This window comes from Trichococcus flocculiformis (genome assembly GCF_900113645.1).
In the GTDB taxonomy this organism is placed as follows: Bacteria; Bacillota; Bacilli; order Lactobacillales; family Aerococcaceae; genus Trichococcus; species Trichococcus flocculiformis.
Genome location: NZ_FOQC01000027.1, coordinates 1 through 14,722 on the forward strand (window position 1 = coordinate 1; position 14,722 = coordinate 14,722).

At 41.9% G+C, this 14,722-nt stretch carries 15 protein-coding genes and 1 pseudogene; 2 read left to right on the forward strand and 14 right to left on the reverse strand.

The window, feature by feature from the left end:
- Positions 1–312: pseudogene (locus BMZ71_RS15080) on the forward strand (IS701 family transposase); the annotation flags it as partial.
- 67 nt (positions 313–379) lie between these two features.
- On the opposite strand, the gene BMZ71_RS09545 reads toward BMZ71_RS15080, so the two are convergent.
- From BMZ71_RS09545 to map, 11 genes are all read right to left on the reverse strand, one after another.
- The gene (locus tag BMZ71_RS09545; protein ID WP_086989858.1) at positions 380–892 is read right to left on the reverse strand and encodes a GNAT family N-acetyltransferase; all 513 of its coding nucleotides are present in this window, start codon (positions 890–892) and stop codon (positions 380–382) included.
- A gap of 89 nt (positions 893–981) precedes the next feature.
- Complete coding sequence (locus BMZ71_RS09550) at positions 982–2,070, reverse strand: DegT/DnrJ/EryC1/StrS family aminotransferase (protein ID WP_086989861.1); 1,089 nt, start codon at positions 2,068–2,070, stop codon at positions 982–984.
- Positions 2,071–2,094: 24 nt separating this feature from the next.
- Positions 2,095–2,505, reverse strand: a complete 411-nt coding sequence (locus BMZ71_RS09555) for a sugar 3,4-ketoisomerase (RefSeq protein ID WP_086989865.1) — start codon at positions 2,503–2,505, stop codon at positions 2,095–2,097.
- A 229-nt stretch (positions 2,506–2,734) separates the two neighbouring features.
- Positions 2,735–3,706, reverse strand: coding sequence for a glycosyltransferase (locus tag BMZ71_RS09560; RefSeq protein WP_177187571.1), 972 nt, complete (start codon positions 3,704–3,706; stop codon positions 2,735–2,737).
- Between the two features lie 43 nt (positions 3,707–3,749).
- A complete protein-coding gene (locus tag BMZ71_RS09565) occupies positions 3,750–5,018 on the reverse strand; it encodes an O-antigen translocase (RefSeq protein WP_086989870.1) in 1,269 nt (422 codons plus the stop codon).
- A gap of 55 nt (positions 5,019–5,073) precedes the next feature.
- Positions 5,074–6,024 (reverse strand): glycosyltransferase, encoded by a 951-nt coding sequence (locus BMZ71_RS09570; protein ID WP_086989873.1) that lies wholly within the window; start codon positions 6,022–6,024, stop codon positions 5,074–5,076.
- A 336-nt stretch (positions 6,025–6,360) separates the two neighbouring features.
- Positions 6,361–7,689 (reverse strand): LCP family glycopolymer transferase, encoded by a 1,329-nt coding sequence (locus BMZ71_RS09575; RefSeq protein ID WP_086989876.1) that lies wholly within the window; start codon positions 7,687–7,689, stop codon positions 6,361–6,363.
- A 229-nt stretch (positions 7,690–7,918) separates the two neighbouring features.
- The gene (locus BMZ71_RS09580; RefSeq protein ID WP_086989879.1) at positions 7,919–8,695 is read right to left on the reverse strand and encodes a tyrosine-protein phosphatase; all 777 of its coding nucleotides are present in this window, start codon (positions 8,693–8,695) and stop codon (positions 7,919–7,921) included.
- Entirely contained in the window at positions 8,695–9,429 is a 735-nt protein-coding gene (locus BMZ71_RS09585; protein ID WP_086989881.1) for a CpsD/CapB family tyrosine-protein kinase, read from the reverse strand. Before BMZ71_RS09585 ends, BMZ71_RS09580 begins: the two co-directional genes overlap by 1 nt.
- Positions 9,430–9,442: 13 nt before the next feature.
- The gene (locus BMZ71_RS09590) at positions 9,443–10,183 is read right to left on the reverse strand and encodes a YveK family protein (RefSeq protein ID WP_086989883.1); all 741 of its coding nucleotides are present in this window, start codon (positions 10,181–10,183) and stop codon (positions 9,443–9,445) included.
- 381 nt (positions 10,184–10,564) lie between these two features.
- Positions 10,565–11,314, reverse strand: coding sequence for a type I methionyl aminopeptidase (gene map, locus BMZ71_RS09595; protein WP_086989885.1), 750 nt, complete (start codon positions 11,312–11,314; stop codon positions 10,565–10,567).
- A gap of 55 nt (positions 11,315–11,369) precedes the next feature.
- Here map and BMZ71_RS14670 point away from each other — a divergent pair, with 55 nt between their 5' ends.
- On the forward strand, positions 11,370–11,672 hold the full coding sequence (locus tag BMZ71_RS14670; protein ID WP_143596715.1) for a hypothetical protein: 303 nt from the start codon (positions 11,370–11,372) through the stop codon (positions 11,670–11,672).
- Positions 11,673–11,803: 131 nt separating this feature from the next.
- On the opposite strand, the gene BMZ71_RS09605 is transcribed toward BMZ71_RS14670, so the two are convergent.
- The 3 genes from BMZ71_RS09605 to BMZ71_RS09615 all read right to left on the reverse strand — a co-directional run bounded on the left by BMZ71_RS09605 (position 11,804) and on the right by BMZ71_RS09615 (position 14,681).
- Complete coding sequence (locus tag BMZ71_RS09605) at positions 11,804–12,478, reverse strand: VanZ family protein (protein WP_177187572.1); 675 nt, start codon at positions 12,476–12,478, stop codon at positions 11,804–11,806.
- A 303-nt stretch (positions 12,479–12,781) separates the two neighbouring features.
- Positions 12,782–13,618 (reverse strand): nuclease-related domain-containing protein, encoded by an 837-nt coding sequence (locus BMZ71_RS09610; RefSeq protein ID WP_177187573.1) that lies wholly within the window; start codon positions 13,616–13,618, stop codon positions 12,782–12,784.
- Between the two features lie 343 nt (positions 13,619–13,961).
- Positions 13,962–14,681: a nuclease-related domain-containing protein gene (locus BMZ71_RS09615; RefSeq protein ID WP_177187574.1), complete on the reverse strand. Its 720-nt coding sequence runs from the start codon at positions 14,679–14,681 to the stop codon at positions 13,962–13,964.
- Positions 14,682–14,722 lie beyond the last annotated feature (41 nt).

Here is a 14,722-nt window from a genome sequence, read left to right on the forward strand (position 1 = left end):
GAAGTTATCTTTTATGAACAGAAGACCTTCTGGTCCTTCGGTAAATATATGGTCAGAAGCAAAAATGGAATTGAAAGTTACGTCAACTTTTTAGCCATTGCCTATAGTTGCGTTCAGCTTCTTCCCTTCAAACAGGAGAGGTATGCCCATTTGAAGGAGGAAAGTTCTCAAGTGAAGAAACAACTCATTGGAATGGCGATCCAGCAGGAAGTATTTTTCTATACTTTCGTGCTTTCCATCGAAAACAGGATTAAATCGCTGGCTATCCTAAAGGCTTATGAACGATGGGCTGAAGAAAAACATAGTTTTTAATTACTTGTAAAGTGGTGTAACTTCTTTTAAGTTCACTGAAAAAAATCTATTTAAGATACTCGATGAATTATTTATTTCTGTCTTCATATTCTTTTTTAAGTAGCCGATACCATTTCAAATCTTTGAATTCTCCCCGGATCAAGATAGCTTCCTTAAATTCCCCCTCATATATAAAATTGCATTTTTGGTAAAATTTATTGGCTCGCAAATTCTCTGACAACACATTTAAATAAATTCTATGTAACCCTAACGCCTCAAAGCCAAGTTCCAATATTTTTTCCGTAGCAAACTTCGCTGCACCAGTCCCATGGGATAATTTACACATACTGATAGCATATTCAGCGCTTTGTTCTTCTTTATCGATATTCTTCAAACTTACAGTCCCCAGATAATTATCATCATCATCGGTTACCGCTAAATGTATATTATTTTCTTGATTTTGGCTTGCATTGACAAAATTTAAGACACTCTCTTTGGTGGCTCCTTCTGCATCCATTCGGAAAAACCGGTTAATCTCCGAATCTTTCATCCAACTTAGAATTCCGTCAACATCTTTGGGCATTAATGGTCTGATTTTCATATACGTACCTCGCTGTCTAAATTTTTATCATTAGAAAGATACCCCCTCGCGACTCGAGTCAGGAGGGGGTAATTTGGAACACAAAATTTTTAGTATTTATTTATTGTATCAATAACGTATTGTATTTCTTCATCCGGCATACCGTAATACAACGGCAAGCTTAGTTCCTGGTTGGAAATCAAATCAGCCATTGCAGATGGTTCAAGGTTGTCCTCTTGATAAGCCTTTTGTTTATAAATAGGTGTAGGATAATGACATACTGTACCGATTTCATTAGCGTCCAAATAGGTTTTAAAGGCATCCCGCGTTTCAACTAATACCGGAAAAATATGCCAGACGTGAGTCCTGTCTTTTCCAATTTGTGGCAATTTTACTTTTTCGTTGATGATTCCCTTTAAGTACTTCTCGGCTACGCCGCTTCTGAATGCATTATACTCATCTAAATGGCTTAGTTTTATGCGCAAAAATGCCGCCTGTACTTCATCAAGACGCGAGTTTTGTCCTTTATACTCATGATTGTATTTCTCGACTGAGCCGTAGTTTGCCAATGCCCTGACTTTTGCCGCAACTTCCGCGTTGTTCGTTACGACCGCGCCACCATCGCCTAATGCACCTAAATTTTTGCCTGGATAAAAGCTGAATGCAGCCGCATCACCAAATGATCCGATTTTTTTACCTTTGTATTCAGCACCATGAGCTTGTGCGCAATCTTCCACAATTTTCAAATTGTATTTCTGAGCAATTTTTAAAATGGGATCCATATCTGCAGCTTGCCCATAAAGATGAACGGGAATGATCACCTTCGTTTTTTCAGTGATGGCAGCTTCAATTCCTGCTTCCGATAAATTAAATGTTGTCAAATCAGGGTCGACCGTAACAGGTTTTGCACCCATGTAAGATACCGCCAGAGCAGTAGCTATAAATGTATTGGATGGAATGATCACTTCATCCCCCGCAGAAACACCAAGAGCTTTCAAAGCAAGCAAAATGGCTTCCAAACCGTTCCCGCATCCTATACAATGAGCCGTTTCCGTATATTGAGCAAATTCTTTTTCAAATGCATCACATTCGCTCCCCTGAATGAACCATCCTTTATCGTATACATCTTCAAATTTTTTGATCATTTCTGTCCTGATTTCTTTATGCATTACATCAAAAGTAGCAAATGGAACTTTCATCTTTTATCCCCCTTTTAACTGTTCTTAATTATAATATTTTTTTGCTTCCTCAAGATAGAAATCATAGTTTCTAATGTAATCATCTTCATTATAGTATTCAGAGGCTAAAACCAACAACACAGCATCTTCTGAAAAGTCAAACATTTCTCTCCAAATCATCGGCCCCACATACAAAGCCTCAGATGGATCATTCAATAAGAAGACTTCCTCTTCATTAGGATTTTTCAACAATATTTTCACACTGCCTTTGACACATATTAAAGCTTGATGCAATTGATTATGGGAATGAAATCCTCTTCTTACATTTTGGTCAACATTGTATATATAATAAACCCTTTTTATTTCAAAGGGTATCTCTTTTTTCCCCTCAATCGGAACTAAATCACCATAATTTCCTGTGACATGTTTTAATTTCAGCATTCCTGAATTATACATTTTCATCACTCCCCGTTTAATAAATACTGGATTATTTCATATTTGATCGCTACTCACTTAGATATACTATATTGTAATCTAAATTGTTTGCTTTAAACAACCTTATTGAAAATAATTTACCGTTTTTTAAGTTTTCATAGCGTGTTTTCAAGTAACCAATTTATGCTATAACGGATAATCGCCTTGTTAAAAGCAATTATCCGTTATAGCATATCTTCTCAAGATTGAGCTACTTGTTTAACTTCTTGAATAGCCGTTCTAAGCCAATCCTCAAATTGGGGGACAACAAGAATAGGCCTACTCTGATTTTTCCTATCTTGCTGATTTTTTTACTTTTAGTCAAGGCCACCAATTCGGTTCTGTCCTGTTCCAATAAAAATTCAAGTTCTGTCTGATTCAATGAAAGATCTGTTGCAGTTGCATCCACATAGAGAGACACCCCTATATTATGCAGTTTGAGCAAAACTTGTTCAGCTACGTGTGGATACAGATTTCTGTAGAAGTTGTACATTTCACCAACAACTGTGTACTCATCCAATCTTTTTTTGTTGAATTTTTCCCTTAAGATACTCGAATCGTTGTATCGATAAAAATACATTGGTCGGGCTGTGTAAAAAATAGCATTCGCCTGATTCAACAACCTATAGGATATATTCATATCCTCGAGGATGATGGATTCATTATATCTGCAATCCATAAACAGTTTGCGTTTATATATTTTATTGCAGGAACTGAACGTCAATTTCTGATTACGGATGAGTTCTTCCATACCTTCCGCTCTTGTAAAAAGGATATCCTTATTCCCTATATCAAAATTTTCAAATTGACCGTCCAGACCCATTTTAGCTATATTGCATGCTGCTATCTCCGCTTGATTTTCAACGGCATTTTTGTATAGAACCTCATACATTACACCATCAACCCAATCATCGCTGTCAACGAATCCAATGTATTCCCCAATTGCAACTTCTAACCCTGCATTACGTGCAGAGGATAGACCTCCATTTTTTTTGTGTATCACTCTGATTCTGTCGTCTTTACGAGCATAGTCATCACAAATGGCACCACTGTTGTCAGGTGATCCGTCATCCACAAGAATTATTTCGATGTCCGTCAACGATTGGTCTTTGATGGATTCTATACATTCAGCCAAATACTGTTCTACATTATAAACAGGAACAATTATTGATATTTTTGGCATTAAAACACCTCTTAGCTTACATATTTTAGTCATATATAAATTATTACTGGAATTCCGTATCCTTGCGGTTTGGCAACAAGATTTTTCTGAATAAAAACAACATCAAAATCAAATACAAGAAGTAATTCAATGCATATCCGTACGTTACACCCACACTGCCGAATAAATTCATGAATACAACTGAGAAAAGCACATATGTCAGAGAAAAAATGACTTCTGTCACAATGAATAACCTGGTCATCGCCTTCGCAACCATCAGATAAGCAAGTATCCAGGAAGCTATTTTTAACCCATCCCCTATGATTTGGAAAGTGAAATATTCGCGCATCGGAAGAAATTCTGGTGTATATAATATATTAATGATTAGATCCCGAAAAATGAATATCATCACTCCGGCCAAAACAGCCAGTGGCAAAATAAATTTGTACCCATTTTTAATTTCCGCTCTCAATTTGGCCCGATCCTGAATTCCTGAAAGTGTGGGCAAATAATAAATGGACAAAGTTGTCGTGACTACAGATAAGTATGTATTTGAAATGCTCCAAATCCCTTGAACATACCCCGCTTCATTGCCAGAAAAATTATCGAAAACATATTTTCTGATTACCAAGGTACTTACTGGTACAACCAATGCAGAAACAATGCTCATTAAAGCGAATTTCAGTAAATCCACAAGCAAAAGTCTGTCCAGTTTCTCACGGAGCATTTGCCTGTTGAAAAGTTTCAGTTTGTTAACAAAAAACACATTGATGGCAAATATGAATATTTGCGCAATAATAGCATTTACTAGTGCTCCAAACAACCCAAACCGAATAGTGATGAAGTAAGCAAGAAGCATCGATAGAATACTGCCTAAAATACCCGTCAAAATCAGTTCTTTGATGTAAGTATAGCCGTTAAGAACCCCTGTTATCGTTGCATTCAATCCGAAAAAGACAACTGTCACTCCAAGAATAACAAAAACATTGCTGTATTCCGTATTTCCGAATGTCATTTTCGACAAAACATCTTTCAGAGCAACAACCACAACACCCAGTAAAACGGAACAGACGAGTGTGATTTTCAAAGCATGGGAGACGATGCTCCGTTTTTCTTCCTCGGACTCATATTGGGAAATGTATTTCGTTATCCCAGAACTTATTGCCCCGTTTGAAAAAGTAGTGAGTATTCCGACGATGTTGTTGAAATTCCCTAGCAATGCTATTCCTGCAGGACCGATGTAAATAGCCATAATTTTTGAAGTGACAATACCTGCCAACATCTTTATCACGGACGAAAGTGCTGCCCAAAAACTTGTTTTAAAAAGATTCATTTAATATCCTCCTGAAGATTCTTCGTTCGTGTTGAATAGTCAATTGACTATAGTCTTACACCTCATGTGTGAGCGATTTGAAAAATTCTTTCGACTTGGTTCTCAACACTACCACAAATTCCTGGGCTTTTTGGGCTTCCTCATTCAGGATTGCATTGTAGGTGCCAATATCACGATTCGTTTTGGCATCTCCATATTTAAGCTTCAGCTTGGAGAGTTTCCAATAATATTGGTAAGGATTAAAGTACTTTGGATATTTGTTTAATACCATACCAAAATCCTTTTCCATAGCTTCCAATTCAATGGTAAAGACATTGTTCTTTTCGTTCTTCTTATTATTGGAAATACCTACCGTGCTGCGGTACAAGATGTAGGGTTTCAACTCAATTGCATAATTGAGTGCAGCCCTTTTGTTGAAAAGGTAATAATAGCTAGGCAAGTCCTCTATCCAAGTGTATTTCGAGATGAACGCCCGCAATCCTTGTTCCTGGATCAGTGCAGTACTATAAAATGAACCTGGTGTATTGAAAGGGTTTTGGAATTTCAACACCTTTCTGATCTGCTCCGGTGTCTTCAAGGTAAGCAGCCGGTTCATATCCTGCGAATTCCATACTGTATCCTCGTTAAAATTTAGCGCTGGAGTAAAAATGATGTCCTTCTCTTTTAAAGTTTCAACAATTTCAAAAATATCATTCTTATAGTAAAGATCATCGCCAGCTAATAGTTTATAGGTTGGAGTTTTGATGGCCGCCGTTGCCCTTAGGTAGTTTTTGATTATCCCTTGGTTTTTTTCACTGGTCAGCAGTTCCACTTCTGAAAAGAGATATTTATTCCTCTCAATCCATTGTTGTGCATACAGCATTGTGTTATCCATCGAACCATCATCGCTGATGACCAAGTTCACTTGTTTCCCTTTAGAAAAATTTTCTATCTGATATTTTATACTTTCCAAATGTTCAATTATATATTTTTCATGATTGTATGTGATCGCAACAAATGTAAACATCTATATTCCCCTTTTTTCGTGATTAATCGTATCTTTGGACTATTCACAATAGTGTCCGATAATTAAACCCAACATACATCATGATACCATTAATTTGTATGAAACAAATCAACCAAAAATTAACTTTTCCTTACAATATCGCCAAAAATCAGCTGTATTTTTATTATTTCTCCTTTAGATAATGAGGCTTCCCACCTATTTGTTTTAAGCCCTCCTGAAACAGAATCTTAATCATATTATCAATAAAATGTTGAAGATTCAAGTTGATTTATATAAATGAGCATGGACGAAAAAACACAGCCCGGAAACGGACTGTGTTCTTTGGTTCAATTGTCATCAATAAGCAGAATCATAGGTAGCTTCTTCATAATAACTGTCTTGTGTTGTCGTGTCCTCGTAACTATAGCTTTCTTCTGCTGAATACGGATCGGAATAATTCGGTGTGTAGACATCACTTTGACCATACGTTGACGAATCATAGGTCGTATCCGAATAGGAAGAATCGGTACTGTATGCGTCTGTATCGTAATAAGGCTCGTTAGCTGACGTCGAAATCTCATCTATCGTGATTTCCGGCAATTCCAACTCAGTCCTAAGAATATTGGATAAGCGCAACCTTTCTTGCGGATCTACATAATAGTAATAGATTTCGTCAATGTACATCTCTTCCCCTTCGACATAGAACTGCTGGAAATTCTCCATTGATTTACGATAACCACTGGCGATTGAAAGGATTTCATCCAATGACATATTCAACTGGACATTGTCCTCCAAAGTAGCCAGGATATTTTTGTAGTTCACGACTGTTCCCATCGTCAACACCTTATCCAAAATGGCCTTGATGACCATCTGTTGACGTTTCTGTCTGCCGAGGTCGCCTTCCGGATCCTGTTTACGCATCCGCGAGAATTGCAGCGCTTCGTATCCATCTAAGATTCTTGTTTCCCCTTCAATGAACTGTGGTCCATAGAAATCGAAGGTCAACGGACTTGTGATTTCTATTCCACCGACCGCGTCAACGATATCAACCAGCCCGTCAAAGTTCACTTCGACGTAGTAATCGATCGGGACATTCAGAAATTCCTGCACCGTATTGATGGACATTTCCGTTCCGCCAAAAGCATAAGCATGGTTCATTTTGTCGTAGTAGTCACCGTAGTAATCGTACACATCGCTGTATCCGACGATCTCCGCGTAGCTGTCGCGGGGAATGCTCAAAAGTGTTGTTGTTTTTGTGTTCGGATTCACGGTGCAGACGATGATCGTGTCGCTACGCCCCGTTTCCGTCCGCTCCTCTTCAGCGGTACCCGTGTCAGCCCCCAACAATAAGAACGAAATCGGCTGCGTGGCCGTCTCGACTTCAATCTCTTCTTCCCGCATTTCATTTACATTTACTGAGGTGTAAATTGACTCAGCGGTGCTGCCGATGTCGGAATAAGCCTTGAACAAGTATGCTACAGTTCCTACCATCCCAATCAGCAGAACGGAAAAGATCACCTTCCATACTCTTTTTCTCCCGTTTTTGCCTTTTCTGGTTTCATTCATCATGCGTTCCTCTTTCTCTTGAATGAGTATTAGTGCATAAAACAATTGTCCGACAGGAATAATCCTGTTCTGCCCTGCCCTTGCCAACAATACCCGTTCATCAAGTATTTTATTGAACATAACTACATAAAATATCTCAGTCCATGCAAAAAGAAGCCCACTTGTCTATCCGAGGGCACTTGTCATAGAATCTTATTAATATTATCAATAAACTACAGAACATTCAAGATACATGGGGCATTAGTAACACAACGGTAACCTAAAACGCATTTAATTTGAATTTGTACTCACTCTGACTATAATTTTCCAACAAAAAATCTCCTGCACCATAAAACGGCAGGAGATTTTTTTATCTCTTGAATAAACCAAACCTTTTTTTCGTTTGGCTTACACTTATTGGAGCCTCAGTGTGAACCGCATCTCCATTAAAAATATCTTTCGCATTCTGTCGGAAATAGGCTGCTTTTTCTGAACCAAATTCGGATTCAAGTTTAGCGAAAGCTTGCTTATAGTGAAAGCCTCTTCCACGTGTATTGTGCGCATCGGATGCGATGATATGCACGAGGTTTGCCTCAATCAGTTGGTGGCTGAGCTTCGCTATGTCTTTTCCGAATGCACCAGCATAGCTGCTTGCCGTCAACTGGGCAATGGCTCCTCTTTCTATGAAAGGCAGCAATATATTTGGATCATCGATGATCGCCTGGTTCCGTTCAGGATGAACGATGACAGGCGTGATGCCTTGTTGTCGTAATTTAAAAAAAAGCTGTTCCGTATATGCAGGGATCGAAAGGGTCGGGAATTCAATCAATAGATACCGTTGTTCTTCATCTATGAATAAAATATCCTCGTTTTCGATATCGTCCATTAAATCTCCGTTGATTCGGATTTCTTGACTAGGATAAAGCGTCAGACCGATTCCTCGATCATCCAATTCTTTTTGCAAGGCTGTTGTAGCTTCCAACACAGCCTCTTTTGGGTTCAAATATTTACCGTTCCTATGGTGAGGCGTCACAAGGATGTGGGAGATTCCTTCAGAGACGGCTTGTTGGGCCATCGCCAAGGAATCATCCAGTGTTCGAGCTCCGTCATCGACGCCAGGCAACAGATGACAATGAAGATCGATCACTATGCTTCCCCCTCACTTGTGTACCCATAGCCGTAATAAGATTGCGTGTTTTTCTTTTCAATCCCATTGAATATAACACCCAAGATATTTGCGTTAACCATTTCCAACAGCTCTTTCGCATTCATAACAGAATCTTTCTGCGAGACGCCATGACGGATCACGAAAACAACACCGTCCGCTTTTGCTGCCATGATCTGTGCATCCGTTACCGAAGTCACCGGTGGCATATCGTAAATGATGATGTCGAATATATCTTCGAAGCGCTTCATCAGGATGTTCATCCGATTCGAGTTCAACAATTCGGATGGATTCGGAGGAATCGGTCCGCTTGTCAACACATGCAGGTCTGTCCCGGTCACTTGTTGGATAACTTCAGAAAGTTCTTGTTCCGGTGTGCTCAAGAGCGTCGTCAAGCCTTCGACATTGCGCAAGCCGAATGTGCGTTGCACGGTCGGTTTGCGCAGATCGGCATCGACCAACAATACACGCTTGCCCTGGTCGGTGAAAACCGATGCCAAGTTTGCCGCCGTCGTTGATTTCCCTTCCCACGGTCCGGATGATGTCATGACGATGGATTTCACATCGCGGTCGATCATTGAGAATTGTATATTTGTACGGATGGTCCGGTATTGCTCGGCAATAACGGATTTCGGCCGCAATTTTGAGATTAGACTTAGACCTTTACGTTGTTGGCTGTCCAACTTCATGATCTTCTTTCTGTTTGATCCAAACATATCTTATCGTCTCCTATATGCGTCTTTTAGCTTTACGCGATTTTACATCAGGTGTTGCTTGAACAAAACGGGTAGCTGTCAACTCTTCTTCGGACATCTGTAATACAGATCCCAAGTTCGACCAGCCCAATTGTTCGATGAATCTTTCGTCCTTGACGGTCTTGTCCATAAATTCAGCCAAGAATGCCAACCCAACACCGATCATCATGCCGACCAATAAACCAAGTACTAGATTCATCGGTGTGTTCGGGGATACCGGATTCGGATTCGCAACTGCTTGCGACAAAATCGTAACGCTGTTCACGTCCAGTATTTCACCGATTTTTTGTTCAAACGATGATGCTGTTGCATTTGCCAATTCTGCGGCAGTGTATGGATTTTCATCAGCAACCGTGATTCCGAACACCAACGAGCTATCCTCGGTTTGAACGGTCAGTTTGTTGCGCAATTCCCCTACCGTAAGTTTGGAACCAGTGTTCGTGATGACATCCTCCAGTATGATCGGCTCTTTGATGATGCCCTGGTAAGTATTGATCAGATTCAAGTTCGTCTGAATATCCGTATTCGTGATTGACTGTTCAGCATTCTGTGTTTGATTCACTACGATTTTAGATGTAGATTGATAAGACGGTGTCACAAAAAAGAATGTATAAAGAGCTGCCAACAACAATCCGGCCAAACTCCACATGATGATCGAACCCAGTCGTTGCTTTAAGATTGCAAAAATTTCGCCTAACGATATTTCTTCTTCCATGGTTTCCCTCCTGATTACTAAAATTTATAATGACAATATCACCTATTTTACAGGAAAATCCAACGAAACCGTCAATTTTCCCACTGTAGAATATTGTACTATACCATTCTTGAAATAACTATAATTATTTTACTGAAATTGCGGATAAACACTTTCGCGCAGGCCAATCAAATTGAAACGAATAAATAGTAAGTTTGTCTGTTGATCCGAAATAACGCCATCATAAAATAGAACTTTATTAACATTTATCCATCAAATATAATAATATAATGCGCTTCCTTTTGAAAAAAAGATCCCGAAATCCGAATTCAGGGCTTTATTTTTTTTAAAACGGAACAAACCCGCTTGAACCGCTAGCCATCAAGAAGCTAGCGCTTTTGCTTATTTTTGTTGCGTCAGCACTTTCGGGCCGTCTTTGGTGATTGCAATTGTATGCTCGAATTGGCAGCTCAGACCGCCGTCTTTCGTGCGGGCTGTCCAACCGTTATCGTCCATTTTGGATTTCCAAGCTCCGGTGTTGACCATCGGCTCGATCGTGATCGTCATGCCTTCTTTCAAACGCAAGCCTTTGCCGGCATCGCCGTAATGCGGAATCGACGGACTTTCATGCATCGTAGGTCCGATGCCGTGGCCGATGAATTCGTGGACGACCGAGAAACCTTCTCCTTCAACATATGTCTGGATCGCATGGCCGATGTCGCCGACACGGTTGCCTGGTTTTGCTTGCTCAATGCCTAAGTACAAAGCTTTTTCAGTGACCTCCATCAGATGCTTCACTTCCGGTGTGGCCTCGCCGACTGCATAGCTCCAGCATGAATCAGACATGGCGCCGTTGTAGTTCACGACTGTGTCGACCTTGATCAGATCGCCGTCCTTCAGCACATATTTTCCCGGAAAACCGTGGCAGATTTCGTCGTTGACGCTCGTGCAAGTCGCGTACTCGTAGCCCTCGAAACCGATTTGTTCGCAGATCGCGCCAGCCGCCTCTATGCGCGCCTGCACAAAGTTGTTGATCTCCATCGTAGTCAAACCAGGCTTGATGAAACCGCGCAATTCCTCATGGATCCCCGCCAAAATTGCGCCGGACTCTTCCATTGCTTGAATTTCGCGTTCAGATTTTAAAGTTATCATATGTATTCTGTCCTCTTCCTATAAAGTATTCTTTCTTATTATACATGAAATGCGTATGATGGCTAAATTATTTTCAGCTGATGGGGGAAAAATACGGCGCAATCTGGGGGTCGCCTGCGAAGATGGTCCCGGCGCGGGCCCCACCGGTAATTTTTGCTTGGACGGCACTGGAATTTACCGGTGGGCACGGCTTCGCCGGGAATTTCGGTATTTTCGAATGGAGATTCCCGGCGAACACTTCCTCAGCGGGAAATCCGATTTCTTCCAAGAGCATATTACCGGTGAGCACGGCTTCGCCGGGAATTCGGCTAACATTTCGTTTTGCCCTTTTACTTTGTTGACTTCCGGCTACGCATGAAAAATGTCGAAAGTCCGCCGAATCATTCCTAGCCTGTATTCGAGAATCCGGATCCTGTGTCGGAAGTTCCCGGTAATCTCTTATTTCCCAATAAAAGCATAAATGCCAATAGTCTGAAAAACACTGTCGATTCAGCGTTTCCAGGCTATTTTATTTTCCCAGCGCAACCACACTTTCTTGGCACCAACATATAGCATGATACCGAGGGCTGCGCCCGATCCGTCGATGAGGACGTCCTTCAGCAGCGGACCGCGGCCGGGAACGAACAATTGATGGAATTCATCACTGATTGCGTACGCCACGCAAAACAGCAGGCTGCAGCCTCTGCGTTTCCATACGGAAGCGGTCGTGGCGGGCATTTCGTCCTCCCGCGTGTGCGAAACCAGAAAACCGAGGATCAGATAAGCGATGAAGTGGGCAGATTTCCGCATCAATCTTCCCGCATAGTCAAAACTAGTATCCTGAATGAAATCAACAAACAGGAACAGACCGATCGCCAGCGCCAAAAAAATGGCGGTTCCGCCGATGATCCAGCGCTTCTTTATGCCGAAAAGCCTCGGCTCATCCGCTTGCGTTTCCAACAGATGGATCAGCAAGAGGATGCCTGCCATAAACACAACCGTCCCTTGCGCACGCGTGAAATATTCGATGAACGCGGACAACTGGTTGAGCGCGTCCGCGAAGAAGCGCGTCAGGCTCCCGCTCAGCACGAGGGACTGGTCGGCCGGCTGGGCTGACAGCATGAAGATGACTATCATCCATGCAAAAACGAAAATCCAGTTGCGGTTGCGAGCCACTTTCTTCATGAGCATTATCCCCTTTCCGACTGAATGTTCTTTCCATTATATCAGAAAGCTGGCGCTCGTTGAAGAGTGCAGAATAAAAACAATTTTGCATGTCTAACCTTATTTGCGGCGCTGATTTCCCCGGTGAGCAAGGCCTCACCGGGAAAAATTGCCCAGTAATAACGAAATTTCCCGATGAACAATATCTCATCGGGAAATTTCGTTGTGTCTGAACATTAATTCTCGGCGAACGTTGTTTCATCGGGAAATGTGCCTTTCTCTCTAACGACCTATTACCGGTGAACATACGGCTCCGCCGGGAATTCAGACATAATGGCGCCCGTGATTGTTGCCTTTCGCCTGATAATTTTCTTTCAGGACGCGATAGATGCGATCTTTATCACCGGAACCGCACCAATCCGACATTCGGTTCGTAGTCACTTTTTGTTCCGGAAACAGAATCCGGAAGTCATCGATGCCGTTTTTGATCAATCTTTTGACATTCATTCTTTCGCCGCATGCGGGGCAATGCATATAATGTCCGATAAAGGAGGTCATCAATGCATTGCATGAAAAGCAACTGAGGCCTTTGCGCAAATGCTCATACTGATATACCGGCAATTTGGTTGCCGGATAATCTTGCTTATGCAGCCTCACTAAAACATCCGCAATGCGCTTTTGTTCCGCATTCGGCTGGGAATTTAATTTAAGGGTACGCAAATAGGAATGAATTTGACTGGGCAGAATGTAATTATCGTTGTTCTGCGCTTGCAATAGTATGAATTCGGGATTGACGTATACCACATATGCTTCCACCTTCATTCGGCAAGACAGGGACTGGAGGAGAATTTCCAATTTGACCTTGGACTTCTGCAATTGCAGGTACGGATTCTCCAAGACGGTGCCCGTTGATTTGGTGAATTTCTCCGCACCCCAGTAATGAACGCCCTCATAGTTCTTCGCTTCAAGAAGGACCAGCGTGTCGGCGCAAACCAGCAGCGCATCGATTTGAAAAAACGAATTTCTGTGCTCGAGCAACAGATCGTTCAATACTAGACAACCCGGTGGCAGCGTTTCAGTGCTTTCATCAAGCACGCCTTCGCCTTCGAATCCTTTCTGGTGATTCAGATAATACTGCTGATTTTCCCAATCCAGACTCATGCGCGTCGACAATACTTCATATATTCGGAGCAGCTTTGGTTTAGTACGCTCTTTGTATGCGATGATCCTCACCTCATTATGGCTTTTAGCATAAATATACGCATTTGCTCGGTAAAAACTTTCGTTTTGGCTTTCGAATGGCGTTATTTTTTTGGTGGGCGAATTTCCCGGTGGACAGCGCCTCATCGGGAATTCCATCATCCTTCAAGGGCAAATTACCGGTCAGCACGGCTTCGCCGGGAATACCGAAAGCATTCCCCGGATTTCCCGGTGGACAGCGCCTCATCGGGAAATTTGTCTTTCTCTCGAACGGCATATTAACGACGAACGAATGCTTCCCAATTCAGTACGGATTTCTCCACTTCATCGCATCGATATGCGCCTGTTTCGTCTCTTCATCAGCTTGGGTGTATCGATTCAATTCGTTGTAGATCTGCTCGATTTCTAAAGTAGTGAATAATCCCGGTCGCTGCGCCATGTCCTCGACGATTTCGCAAGCCAGCATATCCTGGTTCATCACCTTCACTTCCGGAGAATAAACAAACATATTCTTCAAGACGCAACGCTCGCTGAAAACGATATAGGAGCGAAAAACCTCGTCGCCCAAGCCCAGATGCTGCTTCAGAACGCCGATGTGCTTCTTGTTCTGCCAGATGGGGTTGTAGAATTGATAGTGCCGGCCGCCTCTGAAAATCTGCTTCCAGTACCTGCTGTTCTCATCCCCGAAAATCCAGCCGCTGTAATTCTTCGACTCGAAAACATAAATACCCGTTGCCGAAATCATGATTAAGTCGATTTCGGTTGTCTTCCCGTCTCCTTTGGGCAAATAGACATTCGCCAACAACTTGTGCTCCTCGCCCATGTCCTCCAGACATGAATAAATCAGAAATTCGCCGTAGTTGCCATCGTCAAACAGGGTATCGAAGACACTATTGCCGCTCGCATCATTGTACGCGGTCCTTTGGTATCGGTTGTGTCGTTTAGGTTTCTTCTGCTTCGGCGGCCCTGCACTAAATTCCTTACACAAACCAACAACCAGAAGAAAAAACAGTATTATCTCCAAATTCAGCAGCTCCTTTTCCGTGGGAGGCATCAGTGAGGCGT